Raw genomic sequence first — 17,037 nt, 5'->3', positions numbered from 1 at the left:
CACCACGCCGGTGGGGTGCGCCCTGGTGGGAGACTTGCCCGGTGACGACCCGCGTGCGCGCCTGCTGGTCGGCGGTGCGCTACCTGCTGGTCGGGGCGGCGACGTCGATGTTGTCGATCTTCGCCCTCCTCGGGCTGTTCGTCGTGCTCGTGCTGTGCCCGTTCGGCATCGGCATCCCGTCGGTGGCGCCCGCGATCCGGTTGTCGCGCAAGGTGGTCGGGTTCGACCGCCGCCGCGCCGCCCGGGCGCTCGGCGAGCCGATCCCCGAGCCCTACCGCGACGGCAACCCGCTGACCGACCCGGCGACCCGCCGCGACGTCGCGTGGCTGGCGCTCCACGCGGCGACCGGGCTGGTCCTCGGCGCGCTGGCCTTCGGCCTGCCGATCGGCGCGGTCCAGCAGGTCGTCACGGCGTTCGTCTGGCCGGCGGTGCCCGGCGGGATCGAGGCGTCGATGGGGATCGTCGTGCACTCGTGGCCGACCGCCGGGCTCGCTGTCCTCAGCGGGATCGCGATGGCCGCGGTGACGCTGCTGCTCGCGCCGCCGGTCGCGCGCTGGCAGGCGCGCACCGCGCGGTCGCTGCTCAAGCCCGGGCCGGGCGTCGTGCTCGCGGACCGCGTCGCCGAACTGACAGCGACTCGTGCCGCCGCGCTGGAGGCGCACGGGGCGGAGCTGCGCCGCATCGAGCGTGACCTGCACGACGGGACGCAGGCGCGGATCGCCGCCGTCGTGCTCCAGCTGGGCATCGCCGGGCAGCTGTACGAGCGCGACCCGGAAACCGTGCGGGACCTGCTGGTCAAGGCGCAGGACACGGCGACCGACGCGCTGGCCGAGCTGCGGACGGTCGTGCGCAGCATCTACCCGCCGCTGCTGAGCGAACGCGGGCTGGCCGGCGCGGTGCGCGCCCTGGGCGAACGCAGCCCGGTGCCGGTCGCGCTCACCGTCGAGAACGACGCCGGGCGCCCCGCCGCGGTCGAGGCGGCCGCGTACTTCGTCGTGGCCGAGGCGCTGGCCAACGTGACCAAGCACGCCGACGCGTCGAAGATCGAGATCACCCTCGGCGGCACCGCGGGCCTGCTGAGCATCGACATCCGCGACGACGGCCGCGGCGGCGCCGAAGAGGCCGCCGGCAGCGGGCTCGCCGGGATCCGGCGGCGCGCCGAGGCCTTCGACGGGACCCTCACCCTGACCAGCCCACCCGGTGGGCCGACCGAGCTGCGAGTGGAGCTGCCATGCGGGTCGTGATCGCCGAGGACGACGCCCTGTTGCGCGAAGGGCTGTCGCTGCTGCTGAAGACGTCGGGCATCGAGGTGGCCGCGACGTTCGACAACGCCGAGGACTTCCTCACCTTCGTCGAGCAGGACCGGCCCGACGCCGTCGTGATGGACGTGCGCATGCCGCCGACGCACCGCGACGAGGGGTTGCGCGCCGCCGTCCGGGCCCGCGAGATCCACCCGGGCCTGCCGGTGCTGGTGCTCTCGGCGCACGTCGAGACGAGCTACGCGGTCGAGCTGCTGGCCGACGGCGTCGGCGGGGTCGGCTACCTGCTCAAGGAGCGCGTCGGCAAGGTCGAGCGGTTCCTCGACGCGCTGCAGCGCGTCGCGAAGGGCGGCACGGCGATGGACCCCGAGGTGATCGGCCAGCTGATGGCCCGCAGCCGCGCGAAGGATCCCCTGGACGCGCTCACCGCGCGCGAGCGCGAGGTGCTCGCGCTGATGGCCGAGGGCTACAACAACGGCACCATCGCCGAGCTGCTCGTCGTCAGCGACGGCGCGGTGCTCAAGCACATCCGCAACATCTTCCAGAAGCTCGACCTGCCCTCGGACGAGGGTGGTCACCGGCGTGTGCTGGCCGTGCTCGCCTACCTCGGCCGGGACAGCTGACACGCACCGGTAGTGCTGGCGCTACCCCGATTCCGGGTGCGCGGGCCAGTGAATCGCGCCGCGGCCGCTTCTAACGTTCCGGTCATGGAAAACAACACCATCACCTCCGCCCGCACCTTCGCCCCGGCCCTCTGGCTGGTCCTCGCCGTCAGCGCCGGAACCAACGCCGTCGGTTCCGCGACGGGACTGGATTTCACCCTCCGCATGATCGCCGGCTCGGTCGCCCTGGTCTGCACCGTCCTGCTGATCACCCACTACGTGCGCCGCCGCAAGGCCAGGTAGTCGCCGAGCCGGGCCGACGCGTCGAGCATGGCGAGGCCTTGGGCCGTCACCCTCGCCTGCCAGCCGGCCAAGGCGCGGGACAGCTCCTCGGTACCGCCGGCCGTCCGGATCTGCTCGACCACCGTGGCGATGTGCTCCAGCGGGTAGCCGCCGCGGCGCAGGAGGTGGGCGAGTTCGGCGTCGCGGACGTCCTCCGCGCGGTAGACGCGGTAGCCCGCGGCGTCGCGCGAGGGCGTCAGGATGCCGGCCTCCTCCCAGTTCCGCAGGGTCGCCGGCGTGACGTGCAGCCGGTGCGCCAGCTCGCCGATCGTCCGGGCGCCCGGGTCCGGCGCGGGTTCCGCCGTCAGGTCGCCCGCGGCGCGGCGCACCGAATCGAGGGTCTCGCGGTCGCGCAGCAGCCGGCCGTGGCCGCGGTCGATGACCAGGAGCGCGTCGTCGAGGTGGTCGTCGTGGATCGCGAGCATCACGCGACCGGCCGTCTGGTGGCCGTATCCCCGGATCAGGGCGAGGTAGGCGCGCAGCGCGGCCGCGTGCGTCCCGGTGTAGATCCGGTAGCCGCTCGGGGTGCGGTCCGCGGGCGGGAGGAAGCCGTCCGCCTCGTAGTTGCGGACGGCCTGGCTCGAGAGCCCGTGCTCCCGGGCGAGGTCGGCGGGTCTCATCGGGTTGAGACTTTACCGTGCTCGGCTTGGACGAAGTCTCAACCGTCCTTTCAACGATACGCTTGAGCCTCATGAGTCAGGACATCCGAGACTTCGCCCCCGCGTCGTGCACCCTGCTGGGTTACGGCGAGCCGTCGCACCAGGAACCGGCGTTTCCCTTGCGGCGCAACGCACTCTTCGCCCAGCTGGCCGAGCACGGCTTCCGCTCGATCGCCCTCGAGACCGACCGGGTGGCCGCGCTGGCCGTGGACGGCTTCGTCCGCGACGGCGTCGGCACCCTCGACACCGCGATGAAGGAAGGCTTCTCGCACAGCTTCGGCGAGCTGGACGCCAACCGCCGCCTGGTCGCCTGGATGCGGGACCACAACGAGCACCTCCCGGCCGGAGAACGCTTGGCGTTCCACGGTTTCGACGCCTCCACCGAGATGATGAGCGCGCCCAGCCCGCGGCGCTACCTCGAGCACGCCCGCGACTACCTGGGCCTCGACGTCGACGTCGCGAGCCTCGCCGGGGACGACGAGCGGTGGAGCCGCACGGAAGCCGTGATGGACGCGGCGGCCTCCCCCGGCGCCACACCGGAGGCCGACACCCTGCGTGCGCTCGCCGACGACCTGCTGACCACGCTCTACAGCCGCGCGCCGAAGCGGATCGCGGCGACCTCGCACGCGGAGTGGGTCCGCGTGCGGACGCATCTGAGCGCCGGGCTCGGCCTGCTGCGCTACCACAAGCAGGCGGCGATCGACGGCGCCGAACGGTATTCGCGCCTCAGCGGCACCCGGGACGCGATCATGGCGCAGAACCTCCTCGACATCCGCGACCTCGAGGCCCAGCGGGGCCCGACGTTGGTGTTCGCCCACAACAGCCACTTGCAGCGCGGCACGAGCACCTGGAACTCGGCGGTGGCGAACCTCGTGTGGTCCGGCGCCGGCGCCATCGTGGGGTCGCTGCTGGGCGAGCGGTACGTCTTCGTCGCCGGGAGCGTCGGGCGCAGCGAGGCGCTCCGGCTCGGGGAGCCCGAGCCGGAGACCTACGAGGCCGCGCTGCAGCACCGCGTCGACGGCTGGGGTCTGGTGCGCGCCGCCGAACCCGGCCGCACCCGCACCGACGCCGTTCCGGAGACGGGCTACTTCCCGCTCACCCCCGAAATCCTCGACGGCGCCGACGCGGTCCTGCACATCAGCGCGACGACCTGAGCCGCGCCGATCAAGGCGACGGCCAGCCAGACCGGCGCTGCCACCGCCCCGAGCACCGGGCCGGTGGCGGCGCCGACGTTCAGCGCCGCCGTCGCGTACGAGCCCGCCATCGTCGGCGCGCCCGCGGCCAGCCGCAGGATCCGCGCGATCACCGTGCTCCCGACGGCGAACGACAACGCGCCCTGCGTGAAGGCCAGGACGGGCAGCGCGGCCGGGACCAGCGCCAGCAAGACCCAGCCCGCGAGCAGCAGGAGCCCGCCGATCGCGACGACCCGGCCGGGCCACCGGTCGGCGAGCCGGCCCGCCGCCGTCACGCCGGCGAAGCAGCCGGCGCCGAAGATCGCGAGGACCAGCGGCACCGGCGCGATCCCGGTGGCCAGCGGCGCCAGGGCGGTGAAGACGCCGAACGTGGCCGCGTTGACCAGGGCGCCCAGCAAGAGCGTCCCGGCGAGTGCCGGTCGTCGCAGCTCGGCGAGTTCCGCACGCAGCCCGGACGGCTTCGCGGTCGCCGGGGTGTCGGGGATCCGCGCGACCCCCGCGACCGCGGGTGCGCACAGCAGCGCGACCGCCCAGAACGCCGCGCGCCAGCCGAACGCGGCGCTCAGCAGCGCGCCGCCGGGAATGCCGGCGACGCAGGCGATGGTCGTGCCGCCGAGCAGCACCGCCAGGGCCCGGCCCGTCCGGTCCGGCGGCACCAGTCCCGCGGCCGCGGTGAGGGCGACGGCGAGAAAGCCCGCGTAAGCCACCGCGGCCATCGCCCGCGTCACGAGCAGGACGGCGAACGATCCGGTGAGGCCGCCGACGACGTGCGCCGCGACGAACACCGCGAGGAACCCCAGCAACGCCGTGCGACGCCGCCACGAACGGGCCACGGCGGCCATCAGCGGCGCGCCGACGACCAGGCCGACGGCGAACGCGGACGTCAGAAAACCGGCCTGCGCCGGGGAAATCCCCAGCGCGCCGGCGATGTCGGGCACCAGCCCGGCGAGCATGAACTCGGACGTGCCCATGGCGAACACGGCCAGGGCGAGGAAGTAGACCGGAAAGGGCACAACAGGCTCCAGGGATCACGAGATCGGCAGACGACTTCGTGGTCACCCGGGGACCCGGGCACGCGGGCGGTGAAGGAGCGGGCTACCGGGCTGCCGGGGCGACCGACAGCCCGGTCCTGGACGCTTCGGGGCTCGACACGCGTCCGACGATACCGTGGCCCCATGTTCGAGCAGGAAGTCGCACGCCTGGATGCCGTCCTGGAACCGATCGCGAACGCCCCGTACGACGGGGGGCCGTTCGAGGTGGTCCTTCCGCCCGGCGCGCGGGAAGTTCTGCGCGCCCTGCTGGACCACTACGCGACCGGCGGCGACGCCGCACGGGCCGAGGTCCGCGCGTTGTTCGAGCGGTATCCGTCGTTCCGCTGGGCGGTGTCCCTGCCCGACGCGGACTTCCGCACCCGGCTGCTGCACATCTCGGCCTGCGACCAGGGCGCCGACCCGCGCGACGAACTCCTGGCGCTCAACGCCCTCTGCGCCGCGGCCCTCGCCGACGGTGTCGACGTCCGGCCGGTGCTGCGGGAGGTCGCGGCACTGTCGAGCCCGGTGGACAAGTACGGCATGGGCTCGACCCGGGACTTCCTCTTGCGCAGAGCGGACTAGCTACGACCGCGTCGTGGCGCAGAGCGGCATGGCGCAGAGCGGCATGGCGCGCGGATACCGCCGATTTCCCGGTGGCCGCGCAACGGCCCCTCGCGGAGGTCGCCCGCGTTTCCGCCGCCCGCTCCGAACCGGGGTGCCACGGCTCGACGTACAGCCCGATCCGGTGCAGCGCCGCGATGGTCCAGCCGGACGCGGTCGCGCTGCCGCACCCGGTGGAGCGCCTGCTCGGGCGTCGGGTCCGCGAGGATGCTGCCGACGAGCGGGAGATACGGATCCCCGCCCAGCTCGGCCGCGAGGTGCGCGCCGACGGCGGGTGGTCTGCCGCGGCTCGTCGTGAGTGGTTAGGGCGGTTCTAACCGCCCTAACCACTCACGACCGGCCACGGGAGCCTCAGCCGGCGCGGAAGCTTGCCCGGTAGGCGTGCGGGCTCGTTCCGACGACCCGCTTGAACCGCTCCCGGAACGCCGTCGGTGACCCGAACCCGACCTCGCCCGCGATCCGGTCCACCGCGTACCCCGTCGCCTCCAGCAGGTACTGGGCCCGCCGGACCCGCACCCGCAGCAGCCACTGCAGCGGCGTCGTCCCCAGCTGCTCGCGGAAGCGGCGGTTGAGCGTGCGGGTGCTCATCCCGGCGTACGCGGCGGCGTCCTCGAGGGAGATCTCCTTCGCGCAGTTCTCCTCCAGCCACGTCAGCACCGGCTCCAGCGCCGAGCCGCGCGGGGCCGGCGGCTGGTCGTGGACGATGAACTGGGCCTGGCCGCCCTCGCGTTCCAGCGGCATGACCGACAGCCGGGCCGCGTCGGCCGCCACCGCCGAGCCGTGGTCGCGGCGGATCAGGTGCAGGCACAGGTCCAAGCCGGCCGCCGCGCCCGCCGAGGTCAGGAACCGGCCGTTGTCGACGTAGAGGACGTCCGGGTCGACGTCGATCGCCGGGTGCCGCCGGGCCAGCTCCGCCGCGCCGGCCCAGTGCGTGGTCGCGCGGAGGCCGTCGAGCAGCCCGGTCTCGGCCAGGATGAACGCGCCCGAGCAGATCGACGCGATCCGCGCGCCCCTCGCGGCGGCCCGCCGCAGCGCGTCGAGCACGTCGAGAGGCACCGGCGGGTTCGCGTCGCGGCCCGGCACGATGACCGTGTCCGCGTCGTCGAGCCCGTCGAGGCCGAACGGCGGCCGCAGCGTGAACGCGCCGGCGTCGACCTCGGGGCTCGCGCCGCAGATCCGGACCTCGTACGCCGGCCGCCCGCTCGGCAGCGTCGTCCGCGAGAACACCTCGATCGGGGTGGCCAGGTCGAAGGGGACGACCCGGTCCGGCGCGAGGACGGCCACGATGTGCATGCCGTCCACGATAGGCCCGGCCTACCCGGCCGCCGGCGGCTCCGGGCGGAGGCTGCGCAGCATCAGGTTGGCGAAGTGCTCCCCCACCTGCTCGCCGGACAGCGCGCCGTCGGCGTGGTACCACATGTGGAGCCGGTGGATCGCGCCGTAGTGGTAGTTGATCACCAGGTCGGCGGGGACGTCGGCGCGGAAGACGCCCGACCGCTGGCCTTCCTCGACGAGGTCGCGCACCCGCTCGTGGTAACTCCGGCGTTCGGCACGCACCTGGACCTGTTTGGACTTTTCGAGCAGCGGGAACGACTGGAAGAACACGGTCGCCGCGTCGAGGTCCGCAATGGACGTCACCACGACGTCGGCGATGATGGCGTGCAACCGTTCCGGCAGCGGCATGTCCGACTCGGCGATGGTGCGCATCCGCTGGGTCTGCATCCGCAGCATCGCGGTGTAGATCTCCAGGAGCAGGTCCTCCTTGGACTCGAAGTAGTGGTACAGGCCACCTTTGGTGACCCCGGCCGTCTCGACGATCTCGCGGACCGTCGTGGCCCCGAACCCCTTCTCGGCGAACAAGCGCACCGCGGCCCGCACGACCTTTTCCCTGACCGCCATGTCTTCACCTTAAGCGAGGGGGTGGGCCGGCTCGCGCGGCGCCGCGAACCGGCCCACGTCTTCTCACTTCCCCAGCAGGTTCACCTGGTCGGGGGTGGCGCGTTCGCCGCTGTACGGCGTGATCGCGCCGGTGCCCCGGTCGGTGACGGCCGGTTGCTGGATCACCGTCGTGGTCGTGTCCGGGTTGATCTTGAACACGTAACCGCCGGTGTAACCCGAGTGCGAGTCCTTCGAGAATCCGAACGGCGTCAGGCCCGGTCCTTTGAGGGAACCGGAACTCATGGCTTCGACGATCTTCTGCCGCGTCGGATCGGGCCCGGAGGCCTTGAGCGCCTGCGCGAACGTGTAGGCCAGCACCATGCCGTAGAACAGCGTGTTGGTGAGCTGCTCCTTGGGGATGTACTTGTCGTGGATGCCCTTGAAGTAGGCGACCCACGGGTCGGACGTCTGCGCGACGTCGGGCAGGTAACCGGTGCCGATCAGCCCGTTGAGCAGCTGCGCGCTCGACACGCTCGCGCCGCCGCGCTTGGCGAAGTCCTGCAGCAGCCCGGAAAGCGTCGCCGGGTCGGCGCCGATGCTGCTGACGACGAACTGCGGCTTGTAGCCGATCTTCGCCGCGGCCAGGATGGACAGCGCGGTGAACGCCGGGATGCACTCGCACACGACGACCTCCGCGCCGGCCGCTTTGAGCGCGGACAGCTGGGGCGTGACGTCGGTGTTGGCGCTGTCGTAACCCTGCTTGGCGACCGTCTGGTCCTTGATGAACTGGTCGAGGCCGGCCTGGGTGTCGCGGCCGACGTCGTCGTTCTGGGTGAAGTAGCCGACCTTCTTGCCCGCGAAGGTGTCCTTGATGTACTTGCCCTGGATCTTGCCCTCCCGGGTGTAGTCCAGTTGGTACCCGAAGGTCATCGGCGCCTTCTGCGGGTTGTCCCAGGCGAGCGCGCCCGACGACACCAGCAGGTCCGGCACGCCTTCGGTGTTCAGGTAGTCGACCACTTTGGAGTGCGTCGGCGTGCCGAGCCCGCCGACGATCGCGAACACCTTGTCCTGCAGCACGAGCTTCTTGACGACCTCGACGGTCTTCGTCGGGTTGTAACCGTCGTCCTCGACCTTGTAGTCGATCTTGCGGCCGTTGATCCCGCCGCCGTCGTTGATCGACTGGAACACCGCGCGGGCGCCGACGGAGATCTTGCTGTAGCCCGGCGCGGCCGGCCCGGTGAGCGGCTGGTGGGTGCCGATCACCACCGAGTCCTTGGTGACGCCGACCGCCGAATCCGCGGCCTGCGTGCCACTGGTGTCGGACTCCCCCGCACCGCCGCACGCGCTGAGCGCGAGCGCCAACACCGCGATTCCCGCGACGGTTCTAGTGGTTCTCATGGTTCTCCTTCTTTTCGGCGGTGCGACGGAGAAGCCCGCGAAGCCGTTGGAAACCGCCCTGGATGCCGCGCGGGAAAGCGAGCACGACGACGATGAGGATCACGCCGTACACCGCGAGCGGGAGGTTGTTGGCCACGTCGGTGTTCAGGTGGAGCGCGTCGGCGAGGTCTTCGGACCACGCCTGGAAGTAGACGAGCGCGATCGCGCCCCACAGCGCGCCCCAGAGCGACCCGAGCCCGCCGAGGACCACCGCGGCCAGCAGGCTCAGCGACAGCGCGGGCGTGAACGAGCCGGGCGCGGCCGTGCCGAGCAGGTACGCCTGCAGGCCACCGGCGAGCCCGCCGCAGACCGCGCTGACGAGGAACGCCAGGATCTTCGTGCGTCCGACGTGGATCCCGCTCAGCGCGGCGGCGACCTCGTCGTCGCGGACGGCGCGGAAGGTCCGGCCGAGCTTGCCGCGCACGATGTTGACCACGAACACCAGCGCGACGAGCACGCTGAGCCAGACGATCCAGGTCTGCCAGCGCAGTTCCGGGACGACGCCGGCCAGGCCGGCCGGTCTGCTGTGGACGGTGAAGCTCAACCCGTTGCTGCCGCCCAGGAAGTCCTGGAACCGGCGGGTCAGCGCGGGCAGGCCGACGGCCAGCGCGAGCGTCGCCCCGGCGAGGTACGGCCCGCGCAGCCGGGCCGCGGCGGCCCCGGCCAGCAAGCCGCCGAGACCGCCGGCGGCCGCGGCGAGCAGCAGGTCGGCCCACAGCGGGAACGCCGGGACCCGGCGCACCAGCAGCGCCACGGTGTACGCGCCGATGAACATGAACGCGCCGTGCCCCAGGGAAACCTGGCCGGTGAGGCCGGTCAGCAGGGTCAGGCCGGCCACCGCGATCAGGTAGTAGCCGACGGTCGCGATCCGCAGGTTGGTGAACTCGTCGGTGACCAGGGTGAGCACCACGATGACGGCCAGCGCGCCCAGCGCGGCCAGGATGTGCAGGACCAATGGGGGCAGCCGGCGGTTGCCCGGCCGGGCCGGGGAGCCGGCCGGTGCCTCCGGAAGACTCGTGCGCACGCTCACACCCGCCTCGCCTTCGCGCGGCCGAACAGCCCGGCCGGTCGCAACGTCAGCACGATCACCAGGATCACCAGCGCGGCGATCGTCACCGTCTCCGGTCCGAAGTAGCCGGACACATAGGACAGTCCGACGCCGAGCACGAACCCGCCGGCGATGGTGCCCAGCGGGTTGTCGAGCCCGCCGAGCACGGCCGCGGTGAGCGCGTAGACGAAGACGCCGTCCAGCACGTTCGGGAAGAGGAACGGCGGGGTGGCCAGCAATCCGGCCAGCGAGCCGACGGCCGCGGCCATCCCCCAGCCGACGGTGAGCATCAGCCCGACCCGCACGCCGAGGGTGCGCGCGACGTCCGGGGCGAACGCGGCCGCCCGCATCCGCAGGCCGAGCGGGGTGTACTTGAACACCACCAGCACGAGCGCCGCGATGGCGAGCACCACCAGCACCACGAACAGGTCGTTGGCGGAGAACCGGCCGACGAAGTCGAAGGCGTACGGGTAGGCCAGCGGCTCGTTGGACCAGATCATCCCGGCGATCGCCTGCAGCACCAGCAGCAACCCGAGGGTGACGATGATCGAGCTCAGTTCGGAGCGGTGGCGCAGCGGCCGGATCAGCAGCCGTTCGGTCACGACGCCCAGCAGCGTCCCGGCCACGATCGCGACGGCGAAGCCGAGCCAGTAGCTGCCCGTCCCCTTGGTCACCGAGTACGCGAGGTAGGTCGAGATGAGGGCGAGCGCGGGCTGCGCGAAGTTCACCACCCGGGTGGCCCGGTAGATGATGACCAGCGCGAGCCCGAGGGCCGCGTAGACCGCACCGGCGGAGATCCCGCCGAGGGTCAGGTCGAGGAATTCCTGCATACCGGACCGTTCACCTCCCGTTTGATGGTCAGCAGCGTCAGAAGCCGAGATAGGCGTGGCGGAGGCCGTCGTCGGCCAGCAGCTCCGCCGCGGTGTCGACCGCCACCACGCTGCCGAGCGCGAGGACGTACCCGTTGTCCGCGATGGACAGCGCGCTGTGGGCGTTCTGCTCGACGAGCACCACGGTGAGCCCGGTCGAGGCCCGCAGGTCGCGCAGGATCCGCATGATCCGCGCGGTGATCAACGGCGCGAGACCGAGGGAGGGTTCGTCCAGCAGCAGCAGTTCGGGCCGGCTCATCAGGGCCCGGCCGATGGCCAGCATCTGCCGCTCGCCCCCGGAGAGCGTCGCGGCGAGTTTGGCCGAACGTTCTTCCAGCGGCGGGAAAAGCTCGTACACCTCACGCTTGGCGGCCGCGCGGTCGGCGCGGTCACGCCGCCACAGCGCGCCGAGGCGGAGGTTCTCTTCGACGGTCAGCTCGGTGATCACGCCGCCGCCTTCGGGCACGTGCGCGACCCCGCCGCGGGCGATCCGGTCCGGCGCCCGGCCCCGCAGTTCCGTGCCGTCCCAGGTGATCCGGCCTTCGCGGGCCGGCTGCAGGCCGCTGATCGTGCGCAGCAAGGTGGTCTTGCCCGCGCCGTTCGCGCCGAGCACGGCGGTGATGCCGCCGCGATCGACGGTCAGGCTGACGCCGTCGAGCGCCCGGACGGCGCCGTAGGCCACGGAAAGGCCGTCGATCTCAAGCACCGGGTGCCTCCTCGGCGGGGTCACCGAGGTAGGCCTCGGCCACGCGGGGGTCGGCCTGGATCTCGGCCGGGCTGCCCGCGGCGATCACCTCGCCGAAGTTCAGCACCACGACGCGGTCGCAGACCTGCATCACCAGGTCCATGTGGTGCTCGACCAGCACGACCGCCATGTGCCGCCGCAACGACAGGATCAGCGTCGAGAGCTCGACCAGCTCGGCGGCCGAGAGCCCGCTCGCGGGTTCGTCGAGCAGCAGCAGGTCCGGTTCCGCGACCAGCGCGCGGGCCAGCGCGACGCGTTTCCGGACGCCGTAGGGCAGCACGCCGGGCAGCCGGTCGGCGAGCTCGGCGATCCCCAGCTCGCCGAGGGTCGCGCGGGCGCGCTCGGTGAGGTCGGCCTCGTCGCGGGCCGAGCGGCCGGCACCGGCGAGCGCCGGGAGCACCCCGGTGCGAGCGTGCCGGCCCGCGCCGGCCAGCACGTTCTCCAGCACGGTCAGCCCGGCGAACAGGCCGAGGCCCTGCAGCGTCCGGACGATGCCGAGCCCGGCGAGGTGTTCGGGGCGGTGCCGGATCAGGGGCGTCCCCCGCCAGAGGACGCGCCCGGACTGGGGGCGGACGAAGCCGCAGATGACGTTGAAGAGCGTCGTCTTGCCGGCACCGTTCGGCCCGATGACGCCGACGACGGTGCCTTCGTCGACGCTCAGCCGGACGTCGCGCAGCGCGGTGAGACCACCGAACCGCACGGTCAGGCCGTCGACCACGAGCAGGCCCTCGCCGGGAAGTGTCATCGATGACCCCTCTAGTTCTCACCATGTGGACCAGTCCGTACCGCGCGGTCGGTATGAAGAGGGTGGAGCGCGGCGCGGGCCGTGTCAAGGTGCGAACCGGCAACTTCCGGATCTTCCGGGCCGGTCCGAAAATTTCGCGAAGGACGGCCGCGAGGGGAAGAGCCGACGTCCGCAAAACGACCGAAGGCGGGTGCGCAGAGTGCGCACCCGCCTTCGGTCGTGGAATTACCCGGATCAGCCGGTACCGGACTGCGGCGCGATCATCTCCGAAGCGTCGACCTTCGTCTGGATGATGCCCAGCTGCTGGAGCAGGTCCGGGACGCGCTGGATGCGCCGGGCGTCCAGCGTCGAGCCGAACGTGGGCATCACCATCAGGCTCGCGATGTCCTGGTCCACCTTGGCGTTGCGCACGACCAGCGGCTCGATCCGGCCGCGGTCCACCGAGTCGCGGGTGGCCTTGAGCATCGCGCGCTGGAACGCCGCCATCGTCCGGGGGTGGTCCTGGACCCATTTGCCGGTGGCGCCGAACCCGGTCAGCGGGAACGACTGGGTGCTCCCGCTGGCGGCGTCGACGACCGGGTACGCGCCGGCGAGCTTGGCGGCCTGGGTGAGGAACGGCTCCGGCTGGTACGCGGCGTCGACCTTGCCCTGGGCCAGCGCGGCGCCCATTTCCGGCAGCGGCATCGGGACCCACTGCACCTTGGCGAAATCGATGCCGTGGTCCCGCATCACCGACCGGGTCAGGATGTCGGAGGCGGCGTTTTTCGAGCTGATCGCGATCCGCCGGCCCGCCAGGTCGCCCACGGTCTTCACCGGCGAGTTCGGCACGGTGACGACCTCGTTGCTGAGCGGGCTCGCCGACGTCGCGTCGGCCACCAGCTGGACGTCGGCGGTTCCGCTGTTCTTGGCCAGGAAGAACAGGGTGTACGTGGACAACGCGATGTCGTCCTGGCCCTTCGCCATGCGGTTCAGCGACTCCTGCCCGCTGGTCGCGACGTCGGTCTGCACGTCGAGGCCCTCGGCCTTGAAGTAGCCGCCTTGCTGGGCCAGCCACAACGTCGCGAGGTCGACGGCGGTGAAGATGGCGACCCGGATGGCCGGCTTCTCGACATTGCCACCCGCGGAACCACTTCCACCGGCCTGGTTGCAGCCGGCCAGCAAGAGCCCGGCGGAAAAGAGCGCGGCGAATCGCCGCAGCGAGGCGCGTCGGAACATGACACTCCCGGAAAACACTGGACAGATCAAGGAAACCGGCCGGTATGGCCGAGATCTGCCGGACTGTAGATGACGCTTTCCATCGCCGCAAATGTGTTGCCGAGAAAAGAGAACACGTTATTTCCGGAAAAGGATCACCGAACTTCATCCCGGGTGGAGCGCGCCAGCAACCCACCATTGCGCGGCCTCGGAAATGAGCAACGGCAAATTGCAGAAAGGATTTTCCCGGCACCGTCGGTCCCGATGCGCGGGTGCTCGGTCAGCGGCTGACCCGCGACCGGCGCAGGCGGCGCGTCCACCGGGCGACCAGCCGGCCGAGGCGCTCCTCGGCCCGGCGGCGGTCCCGCTCGCTCTGGCAGGTGACGGTCCACAGCTGGCTGACCGGGATCATGACGGCTCCTCTGGCTCGGGGTTTCGCCCCGACGACGCCGCCGGTCCCCGGGATCGACAGGGCCCCGGGGAAAACTTTCCGGGTTTCTCCCGGGGCCCTGTCGATTCCGGGCCGCGGCCGCGTCGGGTGGGTGAGAAGCTGCACCGGACGATCAGGAGGAGCCCTTGCGGTACATGCTGATGATCTGCGACGACGGCGCGGAGCTGTTCAGCCCGCCCGAGATCGACGCCCAGCCGGAGTTCGTCGCCTGGCTGCGGGACGTCGAAGCCCGCGGCGCGAGCCACTCCGGGACGCTGCTGCGGCCGCCCGCCGAAGCCGTCACCGTGCGGGTGCGGGACGGGCGGCGGCTGACGTCGGACGGCCCGTTCGCCGAGACGAAGGAATGGGTCGCCGGCTGCGAGGTCGTCGAGTGCGCGGACCTCGACGAGGCCATCGCGATCGCGTCCGCGCACCCGTCCGCCGGGCGGTTTCCCATCGAGATCCGGCCGTTCTGGGAGGACTGAGTCATGAAGTTCCTGATGTGGGTGTGCGTCGACCCCGAGCTGGCCGGCACCGCGGAAGACAAGCCGGACGACTGGGTCGCCGTGGCCGGAAGCCGCCGGCTCGAAGGCCACCAGCTGCGGCCGGTCAGCGACGCGACGACGCTGTGGCCGCGTGACGGCGGCACGTTCGTCTCGGACGGCCCGTTCGCCGAGACGAAGGAGCAGATCGCCGGGTACGACATCCTCGACTGCGCCGACCTGGCCGAGGCGATCGACGTCGCCGCGGCGCACCCGGTCGCGAAGTTCGGAGCGATCGAACTGCGGCCCGTGTGGGAGTGACCGAGCCGGTCTCCGCAGCCGTCGACGAGGCCTTCCGCACCGAGTGGGGCCGCGTCGTCGCCACCCTGATCCGGGTCACCGGCGACTGGGACCTGGCCGAGGAGTGCGCCCAGGAGGCGTTCGCCAAGGCGCTGGCCACCTGGCCCCGGGACGGCGTTCCGCGCCGCCCCGGGGCGTGGCTGACGACGACCGCCCGCAACCGGGCCCTGGACAAGCTGCGGCGCGGCACCGCCGAGGCGAACCGGCTGCGCGAGCTGGCCGTCACGGCACCCGCCGACGACGCGGCACCGGAACCCGACGACGTCCCGGACGACCGGCTGCGGCTGATGTTCACCTGCTGCCACCCGGCCCTGCCGCTGGAAGCGCAGGTGGCGCTGACGCTGCGGACGCTCGCCGGGCTGACGACGCCGGAGATCGCCCGCGCGTTCCTGGTGCCCGAGGCGACGATGGCGCAGCGGATCGTGCGGGCCAAGCGCAAGATCCGCAATGCCCGCATCCCCTACCGCGTCCCGCCCGCCGAGCTGCTGCCCGAACGGACGTCGGGGGTGCTCGGCGTGCTCTACCTGCTGTTCAACGAGGGCTACTCGGCCAGCGCGGGCGCCGACCTGGTCCGCCAGGCCCTGACGGCCGAGGCGATCCGGCTCGCCCGCGTCGTCGGCCGGCTGCTGCCGGACGCGCCGGAGACCGGCGGCCTGCTGGCCCTGATGCTGTTCCACGACGCCCGCCGCGCGACCCGCACCGACGACGACGGTGACCTGATCACCCTGGCCGACCAGGACCGCACGCGCTGGGACCGCGCGCTGATCGACGAGGGCGTCACTGTCCTGGACGAGGCGCTGACGCTCGGCCGGCCGGGCCCGTACCAGCTCCAGGCGGCGATCGCGGCGTGCCACGCGACGGCGGCGCGCGCCGAGGACACCGACTGGGCGCGCATCGTCCGGCTGTACGAGCTGGTCGCGCGGCTGAACCCGTCCCCGGTGGTCGAGCTGAACCGGGCGGTCGCGGTGGCCATGGCCGACGGCCCGTCGGCGGGCCTGGCCCTGGTCGACGCGCTCGCGGACGGCGGCCACCTGGCCGGCTACCACCTGCTCCCGGCGACGCGGGCGGACTTCCTGCGTCGCCTCGGCCGTGGCGAAGCGGCGGCGACGGCGTACCGGGAGGCGCTGGAGCTGGCACCGACCGACGCGGAACGCCGTTATCTGGCCCGGCGAATCGCCGAACTCCAGTAACAAACCACCCCGCCGCGGAGACTCTGGCCGCGAATCGCGACGCGCGAAGAGGGTGGGAACGATGAACGACTCCTGGAAGTACCGGCCGCCGCTGCTGTCTCCCAGGTTCGGCCACGAGGTGGCGCGCGCCGGCGACGACATCTTCGTCATCGGCGGCACCGACGGGACCGCCGGTCACAGCTCCGTCGAGACCCGCAAGGTGACGGGCAGCGGCGCGTGGCACCACGTCAGCCCGATGCCGGCCCCGCGCCACGACCACGCCGTCGGCGTGACCGGCGGCCGGGTCTACGTCGCCGGCGGCATCGTCGGCGACGGCTCCACCGACGCCGTCGACCGCTACGACCCGCGGCTCGACGAGTGGAGCCCGGCTCCGCCCCTGCCCCGCCCGCTCGCCGCGGCTTCGGCCGCCGGTCTCGGCGACCTGCTCTACGTCGCGGGCGGCAGCGTCGGGGACAGCGCCTCGGACGCGGTGCACGTCTTCGACCCGGCCGAGAAGCGCTGGGACCCGGTGGCCCCGATGCGCACCCCCCGAGCCCGGTTCCGGCTGCTCGCGACGGAAACCCACCTGTACGCGATCGGCGGGCTGGCCGGCGGGCCGCAGGACGTGCTCGACTCGGTGGAGCGGTACTCCCCCGAAACGGACACCTGGGAAGCCGTGGCCCCGATGCACAAGCGGCGGGTGCTCCCCGGCGTGGCGCTGCTCGGCGACCGGATCGTGGTCGTCGGCAGCGAACCGGCGGCCGAGGACCCGGTCGCGCGCGACCGCACGACCGAGGTCCTCGACCTGGGCACCGGAGCGTGGCACCTGCTCGCCACGCTGCTCCCCCACGGCCGGTCGTCGGTGGTCTGCACCGCCGGCGCACCGCACCGGGTCCTGGCGATCGGCGGCCGCGCGAACCCCTACGGCCGGCGGATCACGGTGCCCGGCGTGCTCTCGCTGAAGGTGCCGTGA

22 protein-coding genes are annotated in these 17,037 nt (G+C 72.4%); 11 read left to right on the top strand and 11 right to left on the bottom strand.

The annotated features are described in order from the left end of the window. The first annotated feature begins 41 nt into the window (after positions 1 to 41). The 3 genes from OHS18_RS38035 (at position 42) to OHS18_RS38025 (ending at position 2,164) form a co-directional block, all read left to right on the top strand. Entirely contained in the window at positions 42 to 1,244 is a 1,203-nt protein-coding gene (locus OHS18_RS38035) for a sensor histidine kinase (protein WP_328614024.1), read from the top strand. Further along, positions 1,232 to 1,882, top strand: coding sequence for a response regulator transcription factor (locus OHS18_RS38030; RefSeq protein ID WP_328444274.1), 651 nt, complete (start codon positions 1,232 to 1,234; stop codon positions 1,880 to 1,882). The genes OHS18_RS38035 and OHS18_RS38030 overlap by 13 nt, the downstream gene beginning before the upstream one ends. Positions 1,883 to 1,966: 84 nt before the next feature. Next, entirely contained in the window at positions 1,967 to 2,164 is a 198-nt protein-coding gene (locus OHS18_RS38025; RefSeq protein WP_328614023.1) for a hypothetical protein, read from the top strand. Here the strand turns inward: OHS18_RS38025 and OHS18_RS38020 are convergent. Further along, positions 2,137 to 2,823 (bottom strand): TioE family transcriptional regulator, encoded by a 687-nt coding sequence (locus tag OHS18_RS38020; RefSeq protein WP_328614022.1) that lies wholly within the window; start codon positions 2,821 to 2,823, stop codon positions 2,137 to 2,139. The genes OHS18_RS38025 and OHS18_RS38020 overlap by 28 nt on opposite strands. A 71-nt stretch (positions 2,824 to 2,894) precedes the next feature. Between OHS18_RS38020 and OHS18_RS38015 the strand changes: the two genes are divergently transcribed. Continuing rightward, complete coding sequence (locus OHS18_RS38015) at positions 2,895 to 4,016, top strand: erythromycin esterase family protein (protein WP_328614021.1); 1,122 nt, start codon at positions 2,895 to 2,897, stop codon at positions 4,014 to 4,016. Here OHS18_RS38015 and OHS18_RS38010 read toward each other — a convergent pair. Then, complete coding sequence (locus OHS18_RS38010) at positions 3,947 to 5,068, bottom strand: Cmx/CmrA family chloramphenicol efflux MFS transporter (protein ID WP_328614020.1); 1,122 nt, start codon at positions 5,066 to 5,068, stop codon at positions 3,947 to 3,949. The genes OHS18_RS38015 and OHS18_RS38010 overlap by 70 nt on opposite strands. 162 nt (positions 5,069 to 5,230) lie before the next feature. Between OHS18_RS38010 and OHS18_RS38005 the strand changes: the two genes are divergently transcribed. Next, positions 5,231 to 5,668 (top strand): hypothetical protein, encoded by a 438-nt coding sequence (locus OHS18_RS38005; protein WP_328614019.1) that lies wholly within the window; start codon positions 5,231 to 5,233, stop codon positions 5,666 to 5,668. Positions 5,669 to 5,739: 71 nt separating this feature from the next. Next, entirely contained in the window at positions 5,740 to 6,024 is a 285-nt protein-coding gene (locus OHS18_RS38000; protein ID WP_328614018.1) for a hypothetical protein, read from the top strand. 34 nt (positions 6,025 to 6,058) lie between these two features. Here OHS18_RS38000 and OHS18_RS37995 read toward each other — a convergent pair whose 3' ends face one another. The 8 genes from OHS18_RS37995 to OHS18_RS37960 form a co-directional block, all read right to left on the bottom strand. Next, positions 6,059 to 7,000 (bottom strand): GlxA family transcriptional regulator, encoded by a 942-nt coding sequence (locus OHS18_RS37995; protein ID WP_328444288.1) that lies wholly within the window; start codon positions 6,998 to 7,000, stop codon positions 6,059 to 6,061. A gap of 21 nt (positions 7,001 to 7,021) precedes the next feature. Continuing rightward, positions 7,022 to 7,606, bottom strand: coding sequence for a TetR/AcrR family transcriptional regulator (locus OHS18_RS37990; RefSeq protein ID WP_328444290.1), 585 nt, complete (start codon positions 7,604 to 7,606; stop codon positions 7,022 to 7,024). A gap of 63 nt (positions 7,607 to 7,669) precedes the next feature. Next, on the bottom strand, positions 7,670 to 8,983 hold the full coding sequence (locus OHS18_RS37985; protein ID WP_328444291.1) for an ABC transporter substrate-binding protein: 1,314 nt from the start codon (positions 8,981 to 8,983) through the stop codon (positions 7,670 to 7,672). Further along, complete coding sequence (locus tag OHS18_RS37980; RefSeq protein ID WP_328444293.1) at positions 8,970 to 10,046, bottom strand: branched-chain amino acid ABC transporter permease; 1,077 nt, start codon at positions 10,044 to 10,046, stop codon at positions 8,970 to 8,972. The genes OHS18_RS37985 and OHS18_RS37980 overlap by 14 nt, the downstream gene beginning before the upstream one ends. Before the next feature lie 2 nt (positions 10,047 to 10,048). Next, positions 10,049 to 10,900: a branched-chain amino acid ABC transporter permease gene (locus tag OHS18_RS37975; RefSeq protein WP_328614017.1), complete on the bottom strand. Its 852-nt coding sequence runs from the start codon at positions 10,898 to 10,900 to the stop codon at positions 10,049 to 10,051. Positions 10,901 to 10,937: 37 nt separating this feature from the next. Beyond that, a complete protein-coding gene (locus OHS18_RS37970; protein ID WP_328444297.1) occupies positions 10,938 to 11,645 on the bottom strand; it encodes an ABC transporter ATP-binding protein in 708 nt (235 codons plus the stop codon). After that, positions 11,638 to 12,429: an ABC transporter ATP-binding protein gene (locus tag OHS18_RS37965; protein WP_328444299.1), complete on the bottom strand. Its 792-nt coding sequence runs from the start codon at positions 12,427 to 12,429 to the stop codon at positions 11,638 to 11,640. The genes OHS18_RS37970 and OHS18_RS37965 overlap by 8 nt, the downstream gene beginning before the upstream one ends. Positions 12,430 to 12,663: 234 nt before the next feature. Further along, positions 12,664 to 13,644 carry an ABC transporter substrate-binding protein gene (locus OHS18_RS37960; RefSeq protein ID WP_328444301.1) on the bottom strand — a complete coding sequence of 327 codons (981 nt, stop codon included), beginning with the start codon at positions 13,642 to 13,644 and terminating at the stop codon, positions 12,664 to 12,666. A gap of 69 nt (positions 13,645 to 13,713) precedes the next feature. On the opposite strand from OHS18_RS37960, the gene OHS18_RS37955 reads away from it, so the two are divergent. Continuing rightward, on the top strand, positions 13,714 to 13,914 hold the full coding sequence (locus tag OHS18_RS37955; protein WP_328614016.1) for a hypothetical protein: 201 nt from the start codon (positions 13,714 to 13,716) through the stop codon (positions 13,912 to 13,914). Here the strand turns inward: OHS18_RS37955 and OHS18_RS37950 are convergent. After that, positions 13,904 to 14,035, bottom strand: coding sequence for a hypothetical protein (locus OHS18_RS37950; RefSeq protein WP_328444304.1), 132 nt, complete (start codon positions 14,033 to 14,035; stop codon positions 13,904 to 13,906). The two genes, OHS18_RS37955 and OHS18_RS37950, sit on opposite strands and share 11 nt — an antisense overlap. 164 nt (positions 14,036 to 14,199) lie before the next feature. Here OHS18_RS37950 and OHS18_RS37945 point away from each other — a divergent pair, with 164 nt between their 5' ends. The 4 genes from OHS18_RS37945 (at position 14,200) to OHS18_RS37930 (ending at position 17,037) form a co-directional block, all read left to right on the top strand. Then, complete coding sequence (locus OHS18_RS37945; protein WP_442875307.1) at positions 14,200 to 14,538, top strand: YciI family protein; 339 nt, start codon at positions 14,200 to 14,202, stop codon at positions 14,536 to 14,538. 3 nt (positions 14,539 to 14,541) lie between these two features. Next, positions 14,542 to 14,856: a YciI family protein gene (locus tag OHS18_RS37940; protein WP_328614015.1), complete on the top strand. Its 315-nt coding sequence runs from the start codon at positions 14,542 to 14,544 to the stop codon at positions 14,854 to 14,856. Beyond that, complete coding sequence (locus OHS18_RS37935; protein WP_328614014.1) at positions 14,853 to 16,085, top strand: RNA polymerase sigma factor; 1,233 nt, start codon at positions 14,853 to 14,855, stop codon at positions 16,083 to 16,085. The genes OHS18_RS37940 and OHS18_RS37935 overlap by 4 nt, the downstream gene beginning before the upstream one ends. Before the next feature lie 61 nt (positions 16,086 to 16,146). After that, positions 16,147 to 17,037, top strand: coding sequence for a Kelch repeat-containing protein (locus tag OHS18_RS37930; RefSeq protein ID WP_328614013.1), 891 nt, complete (start codon positions 16,147 to 16,149; stop codon positions 17,035 to 17,037).

The sequence above is a fragment of the Amycolatopsis sp. NBC_00355 genome (assembly GCF_036104975.1).
In the GTDB taxonomy this organism is placed as follows: domain Bacteria; phylum Actinomycetota; class Actinomycetes; order Mycobacteriales; family Pseudonocardiaceae; genus Amycolatopsis.
This window is presented reverse-complemented; position numbering and strand designations above follow the sequence as displayed.